This is a genomic window from Nocardia sp. NPDC051030, assembly GCF_040683015.1.
GTDB lineage: Bacteria > Actinomycetota > Actinomycetes > Mycobacteriales > Mycobacteriaceae > Nocardia.
The window spans coordinates 202,057-221,215 of the sequence record NZ_JBFBCD010000013.1 but is presented as its reverse complement, the minus strand read 5'-3'; the positions used below and the strand labels follow the sequence as shown (position 1 = coordinate 221,215).

The following is a 19,159-nucleotide window of genomic DNA, read 5'->3' as shown; positions in this document are numbered from 1 at the left end:
GCTGTGGTCCCGTTCCGGGACCAACCACCAAAGACAAAACACGAAAAGACAAGAGATTCAAGACAAAAGACAAGGACGCCTGGACAAGAAGGGACCAAACAAGAGATACAAGACAAGAACAAGGACCAACGAGCAGCCGTGAAGCCTCCGATGGCCCCGCCGCTGCGCGTCTTAGGGGTAGAACACGTTCAGGAGGGACATGAGGCTGGTGTAACCGGACAAAACCCCGACTCATGTCCCCTCTCGATGAACGAGCCACCCGACACGCCCCAACACACCGACGCCCACCCCCGGCTCGTGCGGGTTCATGCCCGATTCGCCGGATTCCCTTGTCGGACACGCCCTCGAGGGGCTTGCCCGCCGACCTTCCCAGCGTGTCGCCACCGGAGAGGCCCGCCGATCGCGCATCCCGGGGATGAAACACGTTCAGTGGGACATGAGGCTGGTCGATCCGGACAAAACCCCGGCTCATGTCCCACTCGATGAACCAGCGACCCCGGCACGCGTGTGGCGCGGCCCGACACGCCGGTCGGCGGGGTGAGGGAGCTGTGGTGGTGGGGACACGCCGGAAATCCCGCCACCAGAGCTCCCTCACCTCCCGCTAGCCGCAACTCGACTTCCGCCAGCCGCAACGCGACGCACCCGCAGGTCCCCCTTCGAGAACGAGCCGCTGGAATCGAAGCGCAGCGGGCCCGGGATGCGAAGCGCAGCAAGGTTCGGGATACGCAGCGCAGCTAGGTTCGGGATGCGAAGCGCGGCGACTCAGGGATGCGAAGCGCAGCGAGATCCGGAACGCGTAGCGCGGCGAGATCCGGGACCCGAAGCGCAGCGAGATCCGGGACGCGCAGCGCAGCGAGTCAGGGGGAAGCCTCCACGGCTGGGGTTGTCTTGTGTCTTGTTCTTTGAGGTTTTGTTCCTTCTTGTCCGGGCGTCTTTGTCTTTTGGTCTTTCGGGTTTGGTCCCGGAACGGGACCACAGCCTTCCAGCCAGGCTGGGACGAGAGGTGACGGCTCCTGGCTGGGGAGCCAACGTCGGGTACGGCAGGCGAGGCGACCACGCTATATCCGTACTGCCGTGCGCTTGGGGCACGAGCGGCCGAGACGCTGGTTTTGACCGGTGCGGTTAATGACAGCGATGGCCGAAGGCCGAGCCGTCAGAGGGTAGCGCGGTAAACGAAAAGCGCCGCGCCGGAAGGGGATCCGGGCGGCGCTGGTCGGTGGGGTGGGTTAGATCAGGATGGATTCTTTTTGGCGGCGTTCGGCTTCGCGGGCGAGGGAGCGGTCGCGTTGTTCTTCGAAGCGGACTACGTCCTTGCGGAGCTTTTCGAGGAATTCGCCGAGGTCGTTGCGGAGTTCTTCGCCGTGGGGGCCGAAGTCGGTGCGGTCGAAGATGTTCCACTTCTTGAGGACTGGGAGGACGACTTCTTCGAGGTGTTGGCGGAGGTCGTAGATGCCGTGCTTTGCCATGAGGACGCCATTGCGGCGGAAGTCGGGCATTCCGGCGCCCGGCATTTGGAAGCCCTTGACGATATGGGTGATGGCTTCCATAGCTTGGTCCGGGGAGAGGTCGAGGGCTGCGGCGCACATATTGCGGTAGAAGATCATGTGCAGGTTTTCGTCGGCGGCGATGCGTTGCAGCATTCGGTCCGCTATGGGGTCATTGCACACTTTGCCGGTATTGCGATGAGAAACGCGAGTGGCTAATTCCTGGAAAGTCACATAAGCGACAGAAAACATAAATCCGGCATCCGCGCGGAGTGTGGTGTTGTCGGCCGCGGCGGCACGACCGCGGACCACATCGGCTGCGCGATAGCCATTGGTCATGTGAATCATGCGGGCGTTCTCGAGCGCGACCGGATCCACGCCCCGGGTCACCACCAGGTAGTCGCGAATCACGATGCCGTGCCGGTTCTCCTCGGCCGTCCAGCGCCCCACCCAGGTTCCCCACGCGCCATCCTGGGAGAAGTTCTGCGCGATCTCCCGGTGGTAGCTGGGCAGATTGTCCTCGGTGAGAAGATTGGTGATCATGGCCGCCTTGGCGACCTCGCCGAGACGCGACTGTTCCGGATCCCAGTCCACCCCATCCATTGCTGCGAAGTTGCGGCCTTCATCCCACGGCACGTAGTCGTGTGGATGCCAGTCCTTGGCCATGGATAGATGCCTGTTCACATTCGCTTCGGCAATCGGCTCCAGCTCGATGAGCAACTCGAGCTGCGTCAGACTCCTGGCCACGGTCGTGTGCCTCCCTCGAAATCGCTGGACGCTGCGGAATAATGGTGGAGATCAAAGAATTGTGCAGGCGTTTGCCGCCGCGGTGTAGAGGTCCGCTGAGAACGGATCATAGGATGCCCGCGTGTCGTGTGAGGAGACTGGTCGGCTTCGCCTCGGATAATCTAGCCCAGTTCGCCGGAGATTGGCTTCACCCCCCGCCGCTGTGTTCACGGCCGGGAGCGCTCACTAGTTGCAAACCAGTCATAGACAGCCCACGCGGATCGAGATCTCGGTTCGCCGGAGCATTGCTACGGAGAGAGTGAACATGCAGACGCCCAATCGCAGGAAGTTCCCTGAAGTCGTCGTCACTTCGCTCGCGGCGACCACCTCGATCGCGGGTGACGTCGACTCGACCTGGAAGGGACTACTCAACGGCGAGAGCGGGATCGACGTTCTCGAGGACAGTTTCCTCGACGACTTCGGGCTTCCCGTTCGCATCGGCGGCCACCTGAAGATTTCGCCGACCGATCAGCTCACCCGCTCGGAGACACGCCGCTGGTGCTACGTCGAGCAGATGGCCGTGGTGCTGGGTCGCGAGGTGTGGCGCAATGCGGGCAGTCCCGAGGTCGACGGCGATCGACTCGGCGTCGCGATCGGTACCGGCCTCGGCGGTGCGGAGGTGCTCATGACGGCGCGGGACAAGCTGATCAATGGCGGCTATCGCAAGGTGCTGCCGTCGACCGTGCAGGCCATCATGCCGAACGGCCCGGCCGCCTGCGTGAGTATCGAGCTGGGCGCGAGGGCCGGTGTGACAACGCCTGTTTCGGCCTGTTCGTCCGGTTCGGAGGCCATTGCGAATGCCTGGCGCATGATCGTCATGGGCGATGCCGACATGGTGGTCACCGGCGGCGTGGAAGGCTCCATTCAGGCGCTGCCCATCGCGGGCTTCTCCATGATGCGCGCCATGAGCACCCGCAACCACGACCCCAAGGGCGCGTCCCGCCCATTCGACAGGGACCGCGACGGTTTCGTCTTCGGTGAGGCCGGTGCGCTCATGATCGTCGAGACCGAGGAGCACGCCAAGGCGCGCGGCGCGAAGATCCATGCGCGCCTGATGGGTGCGGGCATCACCTCCGATGGCTTCCATCTGGTCGCCCCCGATCCCGAGGGCACCGGCGCGGCACGTGCGATGAGCCGGGCCATGGAACACGCCGGGCTGTCGAAATCCGATGTGTCACATATCAATGCGCACGCCACCGCCACACCCATCGGTGATTACGCGGAGGCGAATGCCATTTCCCTGGCCGTCGGCAATCATGCGGCGATCTATGCACCGAAGTCCGCTTTGGGGCATTCCATTGGCGCGGTCGGTGCGCTCGAATCGGTCATAACGGTCCTGAGCGTGCGCGACGGAATCATCCCGCCCACGCTGAATTTGGACAATCTGGACCCCCAAATCGACCTTGACGTGGTGCACGGTCAGGCCCGCTCCGGCAACTACGAGTACGCCCTGAACAACTCATTCGGGTTCGGTGGGCACAACGTGGCGCTGGCCTTCGGCCGGTACTGAGTGACACGGGTTTCCGACACCTGCTAGTGTTCCTCAGCCCCAGCTACTTCCCGGGCTTCGGTGTCGATTTCTGTTCGGTGTCACTGCACAGTCATTTCTGTGAGTTGAAAAAGGATAGGGAATGATCGGCGAGACCTTCGATGACTTTCTGGACGAGCGCGGCAACATCAAACTCCCCGAAAACCAGACCATGGTCGACCTTGTCGACATGCACGCTGGGGCGAACGGGGACGAGCTCGCCTACCGCTATATCGACTATTCACGCGAGCTCGACGGCGAGTACCACGACATCACGTGGAACCGATTCGGCGTCCGGCTGCGTGCCGTTGCCGCCCGGCTGCAGCAGGTCACGCAGCCGGGCGACCGGGTCGCCATCCTCGCTCCGCAGGGGCTGGACTACATCGTGGCCATGTATGCCGCGGTGTACGCCGGCAATATCGCGGTGCCCCTGTTCGATCCGGACGAGCAGGGCCACACCGACCGGCTGCACGCGGTGCTCGACGACTGCACCCCGTCGGCGATTCTGACGGTCGGCTCGGCCGCGGCCGGGGTGCGCGACATCTTCAAGCACCTGCCCGCACCGCAGCGCCCGCGCATCATTGCCGTGGAGGCGATCCCGGACAATGTGGGCGCCAGCTGGATTCGGCCGAAGCTCGCGATGGACGACACGGCGTATCTGCAGTACACGTCCGGGTCCACCCGCACCCCCGCGGGCGTGGAGATCACGCACCGGGCCGTGGGCACCAACCTATTGCAGATGATCGATGCCATCGGCATCACCGAGAAAGCGCGCGGCGTCACCTGGCTGCCCCTGTTCCACGATATGGGCCTGCTGACGGTGATCCTGCCGACCATCGGCGGCAAGTACATCACCATCATGTCGCCGAGCGCCTTCGTGCGCCGCCCGTACCGCTGGATCAAGGAGCTGGCGGCACAGGAGGACGGGGCCGAGATCTTCGCGGCCGCACCGAATTTCGCGTTCGAGCACGCGGCGGCGCGGGGCCTGCCCAAGCCGGGCGAGGAACTCGATCTGTCGAATGTCATCGGGCTCATCAATGGCAGCGAGCCGGTGTCGGTGACCTCGATGAAGAAGTTCAACGACGCGTTCGAGCCCTACGGCCTGCCGAAGACCGCCATCAAGCCCTGCTACGGCATGGCCGAGGCCACCCTCTTCGTCTCCGCCACCAAACGCGACGACGAGGCCCGCACCGTCTATGTGGACCGCTCCGAACTCAATGCGGGCCGCATGACCGAGGTCGACCAGCACGCGGAAAACGCTGTCGCACAGGTGTCTTGCGGTTATGTCGCGCTCTCGCAGTGGGCGGTCATCGTCGACTCCGACACCGGTGTCGAGAAGGATGACGGACAGGTCGGCGAGATCTGGCTGCACGGCCAGAACATGGGCGTCGGCTACTGGGGTCGCCCCGAGGAGACCATCGCCACCTTCCAGAACCGCCTGAAGGTCCGGCAAGCCAAGGGCAGTCACGCCGAAGGCACCGAATCCGATGCGAAGTGGATGCGCACAGGCGATTTCGGCGCCTACCTCGACGGCGAGCTCTACATCACCGGGCGCGTCAAGGACCTGGTGATCGTCGACGGCCGCAACCATTACCCGCAGGATCTGGAGTACTCCGCCCAGGAGTCCAGCACCGCCCTGCGCCCGGGTTTCGTTGCCGCCTTCTCGGTTTCGGCGAATCAGATGCCTGTCGAAACCCTCGTCGAGAGTGGAACGCCGGTTCAACCTGACCGCGATGACACCGCTGAGCAATTGGTGATAGTGGCCGAACGCGGTACGGGCGCAGCGAAACTGGACGCCGAGCCGATTACCGAAACCGTCCGAGCGGCCATCGCCAAGCGCCACGGCGTGACAGTCCGAGACCTGCTCCTGGTCCCGGCGGGCTCCATCCCCCGCACCTCCAGCGGCAAGATCGCCCGCCGCGCCTGCAAGACGGCTTACGTCGAAGGCACTCTCCGCGGCGGCCACCGCCAGCAGGCGTTCCCGGACGAATCTGACTGAGCGACAACCGAATCAACTCTCAGAGCGTCCGCCGTTTGTCGGCGGACGCTCTGGTATTTTCTGACGGCTCGGCCTTCGGCCTTCGCTTTCATTAACCGCACCGGTCAAAACCAGCGTCTCGGTCGCTCGTGCCCCAAGCGCACGGCAGTACGGATATAGCGTGGTTGCCTCGCCGGACGTACCCGACGTTGGCTCCCCAGTCCGGAGCCGTTACCTCTCGTTCCGGCCTGGCTGGAAGGTTGTGGTCCCGTTCCGGGACCAAACCCCAAAGAACAAGAGACGAAAGAACATAAAGACAAGAGCGCCCGGACGAGCAGAGAAGAAAAGACTCGAGAACAAGACTCGAGACACTCCCGCCGGGGGCCGAGGGGGCCGGGTATCGGCGTGTCACGGTGTGTCGGCTGGGCCCGTTCGCCGAGGGGGACATGAGGCTGGTGTAACCGGACAAAACCCCGGCTCATGTCCCCTCTCGATGAACAGGCCACCCCGACACCGGCGTGGCGCGGCCCGACACGCCGGTCGGTGGGGTGAGGGAGCTGTGGTGGTGGGGACACGCCGGAAATCCCACCACCAGAGCTCCCTCACCACCCGCCAGCCGCAACTCGACTCCCGCCACCCGCAACTCACCACCCGCCAGCCGCAACTCGACTCCCGCCACCCGCAACTCGACTCCCGCCAGCCGCAACTCGACTCCCGCCACCCGCAACTCGACTCCCGCCAGCCGCAACTCGACGCACCCGCAGGCCCCCTTCGAGACTGAGCCGGTGGAAGCGCAGCGCAGCGACGCCCGGGATGCGAAGCGCAGCGAGGTCCGGGACGCGCAGCGCAGCGAGCCAGGGGAAACCTCCACGGCCCGGGGCGTCTCGAGTCTTGTTCTTTGAGGTTTTGTCCCTTCTTGTCCAGGCGTCTTTGTCTTTTATCTTGTATCTCTTGTCTTTTCATCTCTTGCTCTTGTTCTCGAGAGGTGACCACACGCATCCAGCCAAGTCACAGCCAGTCCAAATCCAAACCGGTCTGTATGCTCTGCACTCGTGTGGAGTATCGCCCGGGCAGGGCTCCTAACTGCGCTTAGTGCCGCAGTTGTGACTACAAGCGGGGTAGCCCCGATAGCTGGCGCGGAACCCTCACATGGTGTGCCTGCGGAGGTTTGTGGGACGCCGTTGTCTGCGGATGAGCTGGATCGTATTGCGCGACTATCCGATACCTCGGATCTGACAGGGGATGGGTTGGCGCGCTTGGAGACTGCGGTGGCGCGGAATCGGGAGATCACCCGGATTCTGGTGGAGCATCGGGATCGGCGGGGGCTGTTCGGGATTGGGCTGGATGGGGTTGAAGAGGTGGCGGTTATGCCGCTTCAGGAGGATCCTGCGGCGTTTCAGGATCGGGAGTATGCGCATGCCATCAGCCTTGAATTGCTTAGCCGGTATTTGAATAATCTGCATGCGGCGTTTACCGGTGGTGTGGTGGAACCGCATTGGGTGCGGTACTTCCAGTTGGCCGGTGACTGCGCGGTTTCCGGGGCGCAGGCGGCGATGGTGGGGTACGACGCGCATCTGTCGGTGGATCTGGCGTACTCGATCGCGGCCGTGCATACCAAGCCGGAGAATGCGCCGGATTACTTCAAGATCGTCGCGCAGATCGCGGGTGCGGGCGATGTCATTGTCGATCGGACCAAGCAGGTCTTCGGGGCGGACCTGGGGCCGCTGTGGCGGTTCTACTTCGTGGGTGAGGGCCTGGATCTGCTGGTCGGCAAGGGTGTGGCGACCAAACCCCTGTTGGTGCTGGCCGATTTGGGGGCCAATGTGGTGATCTTCGGAAACGGCCTGGCCCTACAGGATCCGGCTTTGCGCGCCCCTGTCACGGTGGAGATCGCCGCCCTCTTCGACTCCGCTGACATCGCCTTCGGGGTACTCACTGAACTGCACGCCCTCTGACCGAGGTCAATTGGGGGCTGTGGGGTTGTTGGTGAGGGGGCGGGCGGGTATTCGGCCTGCGGCTTTGGCCCAGTACATGCTGTAGTCGGCGGCTTGGAGGAGGTCGTCGGCGGTGGTGTGGGCCGCGTATTCCTCGGCCGTGCCCACGCTGGCGGTCACCGTCAGGAGGTGGCCTTGGACGGTGAAGGGGCGGGCGAAGGAGCCGCGAACGCAGCGGGCCAGCGGGTCTACCTCGGAGTGCGAGTTGGGGATGAGGATGACGAATTCGTCGCCGCCCATGCGAGCAACGAGGCGGCCGGGGCCGGTGGCGCAGTCGTCGAGTCGGGCGGCTGCTTGGACCAGTAGCTCGTCGCCCACGGCGTGGCCGAAAGTGTCGTTGACGACCTTGAATTGGTCCAGGTCGACGTAGCAGAGGCCGATTCGGGCGCCGGGTTCGGCGAAGGCCGCCGTGAGGGCGTCGAAGAAGCAGGAGCGGTTGGCGAGGCCGGTGAGTTGATCGTGGTGGGCCCGGTAGTGGAGGCGTTCGCGCAGGGCCCGCTGTTCGGAGATGTCTTCGACGAGGATCAGGGTGTATTGGGGTTTGCCGTGGTCGTCGCGAATGAGCGAGACGTTGATCTTGGTCCACACGGTGGAGCCGTCCTTGTGCGGATACGCCTTCTCCAGGTGGACATTCTCGACATCCCCGCGCAGCACCGCCGCGTACATCGGCCACATGCCGGGATCGTCCTCGGGATGGCCGAGATCGGTGACGTCCAGCGCGCACATCTCGGCGGGGGTGTAGCCGAGCATGTCCGCGAACGCGGCATTCACTTCGATAATGCGACCGGTCATATCGGACAATCCGGTCCCAATTCCGGCCTGTGCGAACACCGCTCGGAACCGCGCCTCACTGGCGCGCAACTGCTCCTGCACGACTCGGCGCGCTTGAATATCGGCGGTCCGGACGCTTTCCTGTTCGGCCAGTAGCCATTTCCGGAATTCGCGGACATACCCGATGGTGAACGCGCCGAGTAGTTCCGCGGCCCGCTCCTTCGGGATGGTGTGTTCCTGCGCGAAGTACGCGTCGAGCACCGAGATGCTGCGTCCGAGCACCTGACTGCCGACGAAATGCGCACGCGCCAGTTCGGCTCCGAGATCGGCGACCCGTTCGGCGGATTCGCCATTGCGGGCTATGGCGTCGAAGCGGCGGGCCAGGCCATGCAATAGGGCGCGGGCCTCGTCCCGGCTCATGGGCACCACGTGATCGCGGGCTCCGCTGTCCAGCGCGGTAGTCCACTGTTCGACCAAGTCGGCGTGCGGGCCACCCTGCTCCGGCCCACCCCGGGGATCCGACGCCATGGGGATCGATGGTAGCCCGACCGGTCGGTGCTCGCGAACACCGACCCGATTCGTGGCAGTGGGATATCATTGCGGCGCTTCACTATTGACTGTGAGCGCGCAGTGTGTGGTTCGAGAGGGGTTGCGGAATCCGATGACCAGACCGAGTTGGGCTCCCGAGGGCATCGATTTGGATCGACCCAGCGCCTCCCGCGTGTACGACTACTTCGTCGGCGGCATGCACAATTTCGAGATCGACCGCGAATTGGCGCAGATGATCGAGAAGTTCACCCCGAATGTCGCGGAAACCATGCGCGCCAATCGGGATCTGCTACGCCGCGCCGTCCGCTTCCTCACCGACGCCGGTATCGACCAGTTCCTGGATCTGGGGTCCGGTATTCCGACCGTCGGCAATGTGCACGAGGTCGCTCAGGCCCGCAACCCTGAAGCCCGAGTGGTTTACGTGGATATCGACCCCGTCGCGGTCGCGCACAGTCAAGCCATCCTGCACGGCAATGAGCGCACCGCCATCGTGCACGCCGATGTGGCCGACCCGGATTCCATTCTGAACGATCCAGAGGTCTCGAGGCTCCTCGACTTCTCCCGCCCCGTGGCCGTCCTGCTGCTCGGCGTCCTGCATTTCGTCCCGGACGAGGCCGATCCCGCCGCGGCGGTGGCCCGCTTGCTGGAAGTGTGCGCGCCTGGCAGCTATGTCGCCATCACGCACGCCACCGCCGACGGGCAGCCGCCGGAAGTGCTGGAGGCGCAGAAGCTTTCCGGCCGCACCTCCACCGAGATCACCCTGCGCAGCCACGACGAGATCGCCGCCTACTTCCTCGACTGGACCCTGCTCGAGCCCGGCCTGGTGCAGCTGCCGCTGTGGCGTCCGGAGAACCCGGCCGATATCGATGACAACCCGGAGCGCTCGGGCGCGTACGGCGGTCTCGCGATCAAGGAATGACGCTAGGGCGCGATCATCGGAATGCTCAGCGCTCGTAGCGCACCGCCGGGTTGGAGCACCACGCTGTCGTCGATATTGCCGACCACGATCGGGACGAATCCGGTGGTTTTGATGAGTTCGGCGACTCGGCACAGTGCGGCGGGGTGATCACCCGCGAGCGGGGCCACGATGCGCCCGAGCGAGGTCAGCGGCCCGGATCGGTACATGGGCGTGGTGAAGTTGTTGAAGGCCTTCACCAGCTGCGCCTTCGGCACCATATCCGCGACGATCGCGCTGGTCGGGCGTCCATCCGTGGGGAGGAGGGTGACGCTGCCATCGGCCTCGCGGGCGAAGGGATTGGCCGGGTCGATCCAGATCTTGCCGCCCAGCTCCGGCAGTTCCTTGGTCAGCAGCTCCAGCTGATCCCATTGCACCGCCCCGACCAGCAGGGTCGCCGAGTCGACCACTTCGTCTATCGAGGACGCCCGCGCGTGACGTAATCCTTTGTCCCGCAGCAGATCCGGTAGCTCGTCCGGATGCCGGTTGGTGATGTGCACGGTGTGGCCCGCGCGATCGAACAGTCCCGCCAGGCTGAGGCCGATATGGCCCGCGCCGAAGATGCCCACATCCATGGCCGCGCACTCCCGTCGTGGTGTACTCCCGGAGATTGCTAGAACTTAACTGTATCGCTGGCCGGGGAAGTCGGTGCGATGGCTGCCCGAATCCTCCGAATTCCGTCATGATCGAGGCCATGAGTGTGGATTTGGAGCGCATCGACCGAACCCTGGTCATCCGGATGAATCGCCCGCACAAGCGCAATGCCATCGACGCCGAAATGACCGCCGGGCTGGACCGTGCGCTCAATGACTTCGAGGACGATCCCGACCTCTGGGTGGCCGTGCTGACCGGCACCGATACGGTCTTCTCAGCAGGCACCGACCTGGCCGCCGGATCCGGCGCGCCGACCGAACGCGGTGGCCCGTACGGCGTGGTCCGCCGCGAACGCCGCAAGCCCCTCATCGCCGCCGTGGAAGGCCGCGCCCTGGGCGGCGGCATGGAGATCGTGCTGGCCTGCGATCTGGTCGTAGCCGCTCACAATTCCAGCTTCGGCCTCCCCGAGGTGAGCCGCGGCGTCATCGCCACCTGCGGCGGCCTCTTCCGCGCCCGCCGCGCCCTGCCCTTGAATATCGCCAAGGAACTCCTCCTCACCGGCGAGCCCCTCACCGCCGATCGGGCTTGGCGCCTCGGCTTCGTCAACCAGCTGGCCGACCCGGGTGAGGTGGTGGACACCGCCGTAGAGCTGGCCGCCCGCATCTGCCGCAATGCCCCGGTCTCGGTCCGCGAGAGCCTGACCGCCCTCGAACAGCTCAACTCCGCCGACGACGCGGAAGCCTGGCGAGTCACCGAACAAGCCATGGCCGCCACCCTGAGCTCCGACGACACCAAGGAAGGCATCGCCGCCTTCCTCGAGCGTCGCGAACCACGCTGGACCGGAAAGTAATCCGAACCCCGCAGGGCGAGTCGCCGATAGCCGCGCCGCCCGCTCCGCGAAATCGGTGGCGGGCGCGAGCTGTCCATGTTCTGGCGTTCGCGGCCAACCGCAATGGTGGCTTGGGATGCCAGGTTGGAAGCCGCAGGTGGTTAGCCGTCGATTCGAGGAGCAGGCATGGCGTCGCGACGTGTGGACTATGCCTGACTCAGTACTTGCCGTACCGCGTGTGATTCGCGAGCGCGGTGAGCGCGGCGGTCAGATCGGCGCGGATATTGGGATCGGACACCAGGCCGTCCTCGCCGATGGCCTCCCGCACGACGGTGATTCGCCCGCTCGCGGATTCGACGAGATCCGCGCCCACGTAGCCGAGGACCGTGCGCAGGGTGGCGATGGCTTCCTCGCCGCGCCCTTCGTAGGCGACATTGATCCACGCGACGGGCTTATCGCTGAGGTCTCCGGTGCCGACGGTCCATTCCAGGAGGTTCTTGAGGCTGCCGGGGATCATTCCGGCGTACTCGGGGGTGCAGATGAGCACGGCGTCGGCATTGTTGATCTGCTTGTGCAGCGCCTCGACGATGGGCGGCTCGGCCTCGTCGCCGGGCACGAACGCGGGCAGCTCGAGCAGTCCGTCGTACAGCGTCACCTCGATGCCCTCCGGGGCGTCGGCGGCCACCGTGCGCAGCGCGGAGGTATTGGTCGAATTGGCGCGGGTGCTGCCCGAGATCAGCAGGACATGCAATGGGTTGCTCACCACCGTCGCAACATAGGCGATCGGCGGCATATTTCGCACGGGGCAATCCCAGCGAGTGAGAGTAGCTGCGACATAACCTGTCTAATCTTCTCATTTTCGGTATTCTGGCGAGCACGCCGTGCTGTCCCGGACAGTTGTCACCGTTCGGATTCGATTGTGCGACAAGTGCATAGAGCAAGGCTTGTGCAGAAAGGCAGGCAACGATGACTGCGAACACCAACCGCTTCGACGAAGCGGCGGTCGGTGCCGGACACCCCACCGCGACATTCGGCGGGGCCAACCCCGGCCGGCTGCTGTCGGCGGAACCCATGACGGCACGCATGCTGCCCGGGCTGCGGCTGCCCGCCCGCGCCTGGCGGATCAGCTACGTCTCGACCCTCGGCAATGGGGAACCCACCCAGGTCACCGGCACAGTCCTGGTGCCGCGCGAACCGTGGCGAGGTCCGGGCTCGCGACCGCTGATCGGCTACGCCGTCGGCACCCAGGGCCTGGCCGACAAGATCTCCGCCGCGTCCTGGCAGCTGCGCTTCGGTGTCGAGTACGAATCGCTGTTCATCGCCTCCGCACTGCGCCGCGGCTGGGCGCTGGCCATCACCGACTATCCGGGGCTCGGCAATCCGGGTACGCACCCGTATGTCATGGGCCGCTCGCTGGGGCCTTCGGTGCTGGACAGCATGCGCGCCGCACGTCGTCTCACCGCCGCGGGCCTGGATCCGCAAGGCCCGCTGGGCATTTACGGCTACTCCGAGGGCGGTTGTGCCGCGGGCTGGGCGCTGCAATTGCAACCCACCTACGCACCGGACCTCCAATTGGCCGGTGGCGTAGTCGGTTCCGCGCCCGCCGACCTGACGGACATGATCAACTTCCTGGACGGCAGCCCGTACGCCTTCCTGCTGTTCTACGGCGTACTCGGCCTCGACGCGGCCTATCCGGAACTCGAGGTCATGCAGTACCTCAAGCCGCAGGGCCGCGCCCTGGCCGCGCTGTTCCGCCGCACCCACGCCGGATTCGCCGCGCTGGTGGGCATCGGGGTGGGAGCCTTCCTGCCCAAGAATGTCTCGACGTATTGCAGCCGCCCGCCCTTCGAGGTGCCCGAGGTGAAGGCGCGCCTGCTGGAGAACAAGCTCGGCGGAATCGCCCCTGCCACACCGGTTCTGGTCGCAGGCGGGACGGCCGAACAGATCATTCCGTATCCCCAGGCGGTGCAGCTGGCCGAGGACTGGAAGGCGCTCGGCGTGGATGTCACCATGCATCCCATGCCGCGTCGCGAACATGTCACCGGCGCACTGTCTTTCGCGGGCCCGGCCATGCGCTTCCTCGCCGCGCGCCTCGAGGAGGCACGCGAGGTCTCGCTCCAGCGCGGGGCCTGAGCGGAGTCCTGATTTCGCCGCGCCGCCGAAAACGGCAGTGCCGAAGGGAATCCAACCTCGGAGTGGTGCTGACCGCGCAGGGGAGCGGAGCGGAAGCCGGGCACCCGGTGGCCATGAAGCACCTCGCGTTCGTGCTGCAAACGCTCGGGCGGCCCGAGGAAGCCTGGGTGTGGCAGCAGCGGTTCGAGGAGCCGGGCGGAGAGTGAGCGGGCGCATCGGCTGCGCCCGCTCTGACTCTCAGAGCTGAAGCAGCCGTGTCTTCGCGTCGGCGTACTCGCGGGCCAGGCGGTCCACCACCTGCGCGGTCGGCACTACGGCGTCCACGCTGCCGATGCCCTGACCCGAGCCCCAGATGTCGCGCCATGGCTTGGCACCCGTGCCGGTGACGTCTCCGGTCGCGAAATTCATTGCGGACGGGTCGGATTGGGGCAGGTTGTTCGGGTCCATCCCCGCGGCCGAGATGCTGGGGCGCAGGTAGTTTCCGTGTACGCCGGTGAACAGGTTCGAGTACACGATGTCGCCCGCCGAGGAGTCGACGATCATCTGCTTGTAGTTCGGCACCGCATTGGCCTCCTCGGTGGCGATGAACGCCGACCCGATATAGGCCAGATCCGCACCCGCCGCCTGCGCGGCCAGGATCGAGCGGCCGTGCGCGATGGCACCCGACAGCAGCAGCGGACCGTCGAACCAGGCTCGGATCTCCTGGATCAGCGCGAACGGCGACTGTGCGCCCGCATGCCCGCCCGCACCCGCCGCGACCGCGATCAATCCGTCCGCCCCGCGCTCGACGGCCTTGTGCGCGAACACATTATTGATGACGTCGTGCAGCACGATGCCGCCATAGGAATGCACGGCCTCGTTCACATCGGCGCGTGCGCCCAGCGACGTGATGACGATCGGCACCTGGAACTCGACCACGGTGGCCAGGTCCTCTTCCAGCCGGTCATTGCTCTTGTGCACGATCAGGTTCACCGCGTACGGCGCGGACGGGCTCTCCGGATTATCGACGTCGTGCTTGGCCAGTTCCTCATTGATGCGGACCAGCCAATCCCGGAACTGGGATTGCGTGCGCGCGTTCAGCGACGGGAACGAGCCGACGATCCCGGCCCGCGATTGCGCGATGACGAGCTCCGGCCCGGACACGATGAACATGGGTGATGCGACCGCGGGCAGGCGCAGGCGATCGGACAGGATGGGCGGCAGGCTCATTGACGCAGCTTCCTTCGGTGGAACTACACGCGCAAGGCGCTATTAACATCTTGCCAGTACGGGTGCGAACCTACCGGTTCAGCGCCCGGCCTTCTCGGCGGCCACGATGTGGCGGTAGGTATTCGAGTCGTAGCGCAACCGCCGTGGCACCAGCGGCCATACGGTCCGCACCGCACCGGCGAAGAGTTGGAGCCGCAGCTCGTCGCGCTGGTTCCAGTCGAGGTCGAGGGTCCGCCGGGCCCGCTCCGGCATCAGGCCCGCCAGCAGCCAGACATTGAACCTCATGACCGGCCGACGAACCACCGCCCACATCCATTCCGGCACACCGGGAATCGGTGGGATAGGCGTGTTCACGGAGTTGACGGCGAAGTCGGTGGTCTGGTTGGATTCCAGCTCCTCGTCGAGCATCCGGTCCCAATACGCCTGGAACTCTTCATGAGTGCCGAACACCGGCTGCATGGACAGCCCGTACCGCTCCCACCAGGTGACGCCCTCGGCCCACAGCTGTTCCTTTTCCGCGTGGGTCAGCGGCGTGCCGAAGTAGTCGTTCATGGTCATGACGGTTTCGACGAAGGTGACGTGCGTCCACCAGAAGATGTCCGGGTTCAGCGCGTGATACCGCTTGCCGTGCTCGTCGACTCCCTTGATCTCCCGGTGGTAGTCGCGCACCTTGACGGCCGCCGCGGATTCCGGCGAATAGATCGAGTCCTCGATCCGGGGAATCGAGCGCAGCAGCCGGTCCCACGGGTCGTCGAAGAAGTTCGAGTGCTGTTGCAGCGCGGCGTGCACGGCCGGATGCATGTTCTGGAGTGTGCCGGAGCGGCCGAGGAACAGCTTCAAGCGCTGGTCACCGAAGTACTTCCAGAGCAGTGAACCGGGTCCAATCGGCGCTCCGATCGGCTCGTTCACCTGCTGGGATTCGACATGTGCGGCACTGGTCATGTCGTGGCCTCCACTCCATTGGGAACTGCTACTGGAGTAGTGCAACATATTCTCTCTACATGTTGCAAGAGGCGACAAATTTTGTGTCTTTGTTGCACGGCCTGGATAGACTCGCCCCGGAGGTGCTGACCCTTGGATTCCCCGATCTCACTACAGGCGCTACTGACCGCGGCCGGGCCCGATGACGCCCTCGACCTGCGGATCAAGGAGGCCGCACTGGAGCAGTACATGCTCGTCGGCATCCGCCGGACCAGTGCCGACGACATTGCCAAGCGGGCCGGGGTCAATCGCACCACGCTCTACCGGCGCATGGGCGGGCGCGACGAGATCACCCGTGCGGCCTTCACGCACGAGGTGCGGCGCACGCTGGCCGAGATCGGCGAACGGATCGGTGAGATCGAGGATCCCCTCGAACGGCACACCCGCGGCTTCATCTTCACCGTCACCACGCTGCGCGATCACCCGATGATCCGGCGCCTGCTCGTGGTCGACAAGGACGAGGTGCTGAGCTGGCTCACCCTGGAAGCCGGTGAGATCCTGCGCATAGCAACGGTTTTCGTCATGGCTCAGGTGTCTGCGAACCGGGCTCGACTGGGCCTCAACGATAATGGCCAAACCGAGTTCTATGCCACCACCGTCGTCCGGCTGATCCACTCCCTGGTGCTGACACCGGATGCCCCGCCGCAGCTGGACACCGAAGAGCAGTTGCGCGACTACGTCGTCCGCTACTTGCAACCACTGTTCACCGCACCCTGAATCCGCTTCGTGCGCTAGGCGTTGGGCTGCTCGGAGAATTCGGGGAACACGGCCAAGGGCGCGTCGGGATCGAGGACCAGGCCGCGGGATTCGGCCGTGGCGGACAGCGCGCCCCACGCGAAGGAGGTCAGCTGCTCGGCGAGTTCCTTGGCGGTGATGACCGGATCATTGAGCCAGCGCAGCACGCCCAGGCCGATCGCGCCGAGCATGGCGTCGGTGACGAACTGCGTGTGATCCCCATTCGCGCCGCGCCGTCGCAGCATCGCGGAGAAGAACCCCGCGACCGTATCGGACAGTGGGCGGCCTTCCTCGATCAACCGGGTGGCGCCGAAGGCCGCGACCACGTGTGAGCTGACGATGAAGCGAAACAGGTTGGGCCGCTCCGCCACCAGTTCGACATAGGCGGACAGCGCGGTCCGGATGGCTTCGCGCGCGGGTCCGGTCGGGTCGAGGTGCGGGGTCACCCGTTCGACGATGAGCTGCTGCACGCGCCCGCTCACCGCGGCCAGTAGTTCCACCTTGTCGCCGAAGAAGCGGTACAGCTTGGGGCGCGGTATACCAGCGGTTTTCACCACATCGTCGATGGACAGATCGGGACCGTGCTCATCGATGGCGCGAATGGTGGCCTCGATGAGTTCGGCGCGTACGGAGGTGCGGTGCGTATGCCAGCGGTCGTACCTGGCGTCACCCTTCAGGTCCGCCGGACGGTCGTCACGAGGGTGGGAGGCCATGTGCCAGATTGTAATTCGATCCGTTACGGCGCACCCCTTGCCTATCTGTCTGGGACAATCCTACACTGACCTCACGTCGAACACCTAGTACTAGGTACTCGGTGTTGCACCAAGGATGGTCATGATGGCTAGTACGCTCCCGGCAACCAGCTACCCCAAGGCCAGGCGGATCAAATTCCGCTTCGACCAACACGATTCGAACGACAAGTACTTCGTCGACGGCGACATGGTGTTCAGTCATTTCGTCGCCGGACTCTCCGGCGGCTTCCCGCCCGGCGAGGAATCGTTCATCCGTTCCGTGCGCCGCGTCGCCGAGCAGGTCACCGATCCGGTCCTGCGCAAACGCGTCACCGGCTTCGTCGGCCAGGAGGCCATGCACGGCCAGGAACACCGCCGGCTCAATGACAAGCTGGTCGAAATGGGTTATCCCATCGAATGGATGGACTCCGAGCCGCAGAAGGAACGCTTCCTGCGGCTCGAGGAGAGACTGCCCGCGCCAGTGCATCTGGCCATGACCGCGGCGGCTGAACACTTCACGGCCGTCCTCGCCGAACGCGTGCTCTCCAGCGACGAGATCCAGAACATTCCGGCCTCACCCGAATTCTGGAGTCTGCTGAATTGGCATGCGCTGGAAGAACTCGAGCACAAATCGGTGGCATTCGACGTGTTCCGCGCCGTCGGCGGCAGCGAGCGCATGCGGATCGGCGTCATGGCCGCCATGTACTCGATCACGCTGCCGTTCACCTATGGGTCCCTGGCGGTTTCGCTGGCCCGCGACCCGGTGGCACGGCGGCAGCCCGCCCGGGTGGCGCGCGAGGCCTATCAGCTGTTCACCGGCCCCATCTTCCGCGGGCTGATGGCCGAGCTGGCCAAGTACATGCGGCCCGGCTTCCACCCCGACGATATCGACACCAACGCCCTGCTCATCCAGTGGCAGCAGCAGCTTTTCGGCAAAGACGGTGCGCTGGTCGACCACTTGAAGTAACCCACAACTCCATCGAAGAAAGGACCGACCAATGACGATCGGTCAGGACACCCAGTCCCGCAATGCGTATCCGAAGGTGCGGCGCATGCGCTTCCGGTTCGGTCAGCCCGAGCCTATGTCGCATCATTTCGTGCAAGACGACATTCCGCTGACCCACCTCATCGCGATTCTGTCGGGCGCGTTCCCGCCGGGTGAGGAATCGTTCATCCGCTCGGTGCGCAAATTCTCGGACGACATCAAGGACCCGGTGCTCAAAAAGCGCGTTGCGGCCTTCATCGGGCAGGAAGCCATGCACGGGCAGCAGCATCGCGCCCTCAATGACCAGCTGATCGAGATGGGCTTCCCGATCGTGCGGATCTTCACCTTCGGGCCCGGCGCACTGCGCGAGCGCGGGCTGATCATGGTCGAGAACCTGGTGCCGCGGCAGGTGCATCTGGCCGTCACCGCGCTGGCCGAGCATTACACCTCGACGCTTGCCGTCCGGGTGCTGGGCAATGAAGCGATTCAGAACATTCCCGGCGATCCGGAAGTCTGGAATCTATTGAACTGGCACGCATTCGAGGAACTCGAGCACAAGTCGGTGGCCTTCGACGTGTTCCGCGCCACCGGTGGTTCGGAGGTCGTGCGGATCGTGCTCATGGCGGGCACCTACGCCTTCACGATTCCGGTGGTCTCGCTCGGTGTCGCCGCGTCGATTCTCAGTGACCCCCGCAGTTGGCGGCCGATCAAGGTGGTGCGGCAGTCGATTCGGCTGTATCGCGGGCCGATCGTCAAGGGACTCATGAAGGAGATCCGCCCGTATATGCGGCCGGGCTTCCATCCCGACGATATCGACACCAATGCGCTGCTCGAACGGTGGCGGCGGGAGCTGTTCGGGGCGCACGGCGAACTGCTGGATCGCCTCGGTTGAGCCGCGAGCACCTGAGCCGAGGACA

18 protein-coding genes are annotated in these 19,159 nt (G+C 65.0%); 11 read left to right on the top strand and 7 right to left on the bottom strand.

Annotated elements, in window-relative coordinates; translation table 11 throughout:
* Positions 1 to 1,226 precede the first annotated feature (1,226 nt).
* On the bottom strand, positions 1,227 to 2,231 hold the full coding sequence (locus AB0N05_RS36555) for an acyl-ACP desaturase (protein ID WP_364703013.1): 1,005 nt from the start codon (positions 2,229 to 2,231) through the stop codon (positions 1,227 to 1,229).
* Positions 2,232 to 2,535: 304 nt separating this feature from the next.
* Between AB0N05_RS36555 and AB0N05_RS36550 the strand changes: the two genes are divergently transcribed.
* From AB0N05_RS36550 to AB0N05_RS36535, 4 genes are all read left to right on the top strand, one after another.
* Positions 2,536 to 3,780: a KasA/KasB family beta-ketoacyl-ACP synthase gene (locus tag AB0N05_RS36550; RefSeq protein ID WP_364703011.1), complete on the top strand. Its 1,245-nt coding sequence runs from the start codon at positions 2,536 to 2,538 to the stop codon at positions 3,778 to 3,780.
* Between the two features lie 124 nt (positions 3,781 to 3,904).
* Positions 3,905 to 5,797: a long-chain-fatty-acid--AMP ligase FadD32 gene (gene fadD32, locus AB0N05_RS36545; RefSeq protein ID WP_364703251.1), complete on the top strand. Its 1,893-nt coding sequence runs from the start codon at positions 3,905 to 3,907 to the stop codon at positions 5,795 to 5,797.
* A 544-nt stretch (positions 5,798 to 6,341) separates the two neighbouring features.
* Complete coding sequence (locus AB0N05_RS36540; RefSeq protein ID WP_364703008.1) at positions 6,342 to 6,557, top strand: hypothetical protein; 216 nt, start codon at positions 6,342 to 6,344, stop codon at positions 6,555 to 6,557.
* A gap of 400 nt (positions 6,558 to 6,957) precedes the next feature.
* On the top strand, positions 6,958 to 7,731 hold the full coding sequence (locus AB0N05_RS36535) for a DUF5995 family protein (protein WP_364703005.1): 774 nt from the start codon (positions 6,958 to 6,960) through the stop codon (positions 7,729 to 7,731).
* Between the two features lie 6 nt (positions 7,732 to 7,737).
* On the opposite strand, the gene AB0N05_RS36530 is transcribed toward AB0N05_RS36535, so the two are convergent.
* A complete protein-coding gene (locus AB0N05_RS36530) occupies positions 7,738 to 9,069 on the bottom strand; it encodes a diguanylate cyclase (protein ID WP_364703002.1) in 1,332 nt (443 codons plus the stop codon).
* 133 nt (positions 9,070 to 9,202) lie between these two features.
* Here AB0N05_RS36530 and AB0N05_RS36525 point away from each other — a divergent pair, with 133 nt between their 5' ends.
* Positions 9,203 to 10,009, top strand: a complete 807-nt coding sequence (locus AB0N05_RS36525) for an SAM-dependent methyltransferase (RefSeq protein ID WP_364703000.1) — start codon at positions 9,203 to 9,205, stop codon at positions 10,007 to 10,009.
* 2 nt (positions 10,010 to 10,011) lie between these two features.
* Here AB0N05_RS36525 and AB0N05_RS36520 read toward each other — a convergent pair whose 3' ends face one another.
* Positions 10,012 to 10,656 carry an NAD(P)-binding domain-containing protein gene (locus AB0N05_RS36520; protein WP_364703248.1) on the bottom strand — a complete coding sequence of 215 codons (645 nt, stop codon included), beginning with the start codon at positions 10,654 to 10,656 and terminating at the stop codon, positions 10,012 to 10,014.
* An 83-nt stretch (positions 10,657 to 10,739) separates the two neighbouring features.
* On the opposite strand from AB0N05_RS36520, the gene AB0N05_RS36515 reads away from it, so the two are divergent.
* Positions 10,740 to 11,489, top strand: a complete 750-nt coding sequence (locus tag AB0N05_RS36515) for an enoyl-CoA hydratase-related protein (RefSeq protein ID WP_364702998.1) — start codon at positions 10,740 to 10,742, stop codon at positions 11,487 to 11,489.
* Between the two features lie 196 nt (positions 11,490 to 11,685).
* Here AB0N05_RS36515 and AB0N05_RS36510 read toward each other — a convergent pair whose 3' ends face one another.
* Positions 11,686 to 12,261, bottom strand: coding sequence for an NADPH-dependent FMN reductase (locus tag AB0N05_RS36510; protein ID WP_364703245.1), 576 nt, complete (start codon positions 12,259 to 12,261; stop codon positions 11,686 to 11,688).
* A 173-nt stretch (positions 12,262 to 12,434) separates the two neighbouring features.
* On the opposite strand from AB0N05_RS36510, the gene AB0N05_RS36505 reads away from it, so the two are divergent.
* Together AB0N05_RS36505 and AB0N05_RS36500 are read left to right on the top strand one after the other, a co-directional pair.
* Positions 12,435 to 13,601, top strand: a complete 1,167-nt coding sequence (locus tag AB0N05_RS36505) for a lipase family protein (RefSeq protein WP_364702995.1) — start codon at positions 12,435 to 12,437, stop codon at positions 13,599 to 13,601.
* 65 nt (positions 13,602 to 13,666) lie between these two features.
* Entirely contained in the window at positions 13,667 to 13,807 is a 141-nt protein-coding gene (locus AB0N05_RS36500) for a hypothetical protein (RefSeq protein WP_364702991.1), read from the top strand.
* A gap of 31 nt (positions 13,808 to 13,838) precedes the next feature.
* On the opposite strand, the gene AB0N05_RS36495 is transcribed toward AB0N05_RS36500, so the two are convergent.
* On the bottom strand, positions 13,839 to 14,810 hold the full coding sequence (locus tag AB0N05_RS36495) for a nitronate monooxygenase family protein (RefSeq protein ID WP_364702988.1): 972 nt from the start codon (positions 14,808 to 14,810) through the stop codon (positions 13,839 to 13,841).
* A 78-nt stretch (positions 14,811 to 14,888) separates the two neighbouring features.
* Positions 14,889 to 15,752: an oxygenase MpaB family protein gene (locus tag AB0N05_RS36490; protein WP_364702986.1), complete on the bottom strand. Its 864-nt coding sequence runs from the start codon at positions 15,750 to 15,752 to the stop codon at positions 14,889 to 14,891.
* 132 nt (positions 15,753 to 15,884) lie between these two features.
* Here AB0N05_RS36490 and AB0N05_RS36485 point away from each other — a divergent pair, with 132 nt between their 5' ends.
* The gene (locus AB0N05_RS36485) at positions 15,885 to 16,508 is read left to right on the top strand and encodes a TetR/AcrR family transcriptional regulator (protein ID WP_364702983.1); all 624 of its coding nucleotides are present in this window, start codon (positions 15,885 to 15,887) and stop codon (positions 16,506 to 16,508) included.
* Between the two features lie 14 nt (positions 16,509 to 16,522).
* Here AB0N05_RS36485 and AB0N05_RS36480 read toward each other — a convergent pair whose 3' ends face one another.
* Positions 16,523 to 17,239: a TetR/AcrR family transcriptional regulator gene (locus AB0N05_RS36480; protein WP_364702981.1), complete on the bottom strand. Its 717-nt coding sequence runs from the start codon at positions 17,237 to 17,239 to the stop codon at positions 16,523 to 16,525.
* 124 nt (positions 17,240 to 17,363) lie between these two features.
* Between AB0N05_RS36480 and AB0N05_RS36475 the strand changes: the two genes are divergently transcribed.
* Together AB0N05_RS36475 and AB0N05_RS36470 are read left to right on the top strand one after the other, a co-directional pair.
* The gene (locus tag AB0N05_RS36475; protein WP_364703242.1) at positions 17,364 to 18,224 is read left to right on the top strand and encodes a metal-dependent hydrolase; all 861 of its coding nucleotides are present in this window, start codon (positions 17,364 to 17,366) and stop codon (positions 18,222 to 18,224) included.
* A gap of 31 nt (positions 18,225 to 18,255) precedes the next feature.
* Positions 18,256 to 19,134, top strand: coding sequence for a metal-dependent hydrolase (locus tag AB0N05_RS36470; RefSeq protein ID WP_364702978.1), 879 nt, complete (start codon positions 18,256 to 18,258; stop codon positions 19,132 to 19,134).
* Positions 19,135 to 19,159 lie beyond the last annotated feature (25 nt).

Excerpts from the sequence above, each read along its gene's own strand:
- AB0N05_RS36550 (WP_364703011.1), top strand. The coding sequence starts at position 2,536 with ATGCAGACGCCCAATCGCAGGAAGTTCCCTGAAGTCGTCGTCACTTCG.
- AB0N05_RS36530 (WP_364703002.1), bottom strand. The coding sequence starts at position 9,069 with ATGGCGTCGGATCCCCGGGGTGGGCCGGAGCAGGGTGGCCCGCACGCC.
- AB0N05_RS36525 (WP_364703000.1), top strand. The coding sequence starts at position 9,203 with ATGACCAGACCGAGTTGGGCTCCCGAGGGCATCGATTTGGATCGACCC.
- AB0N05_RS36515 (WP_364702998.1), top strand. The coding sequence starts at position 10,740 with ATGAGTGTGGATTTGGAGCGCATCGACCGAACCCTGGTCATCCGGATG.
- AB0N05_RS36510 (WP_364703245.1), bottom strand. The coding sequence starts at position 12,261 with ATGCCGCCGATCGCCTATGTTGCGACGGTGGTGAGCAACCCATTGCAT.
- AB0N05_RS36505 (WP_364702995.1), top strand. The coding sequence starts at position 12,435 with ATGACTGCGAACACCAACCGCTTCGACGAAGCGGCGGTCGGTGCCGGA.
- AB0N05_RS36495 (WP_364702988.1), bottom strand. The coding sequence starts at position 14,810 with ATGAGCCTGCCGCCCATCCTGTCCGATCGCCTGCGCCTGCCCGCGGTC.
- AB0N05_RS36490 (WP_364702986.1), bottom strand. The coding sequence starts at position 15,752 with ATGACCAGTGCCGCACATGTCGAATCCCAGCAGGTGAACGAGCCGATC.
- AB0N05_RS36480 (WP_364702981.1), bottom strand. The coding sequence starts at position 17,239 with ATGGCCTCCCACCCTCGTGACGACCGTCCGGCGGACCTGAAGGGTGAC.
- AB0N05_RS36475 (WP_364703242.1), top strand. The coding sequence starts at position 17,364 with ATGGCTAGTACGCTCCCGGCAACCAGCTACCCCAAGGCCAGGCGGATC.
- AB0N05_RS36470 (WP_364702978.1), top strand. The coding sequence starts at position 18,256 with ATGACGATCGGTCAGGACACCCAGTCCCGCAATGCGTATCCGAAGGTG.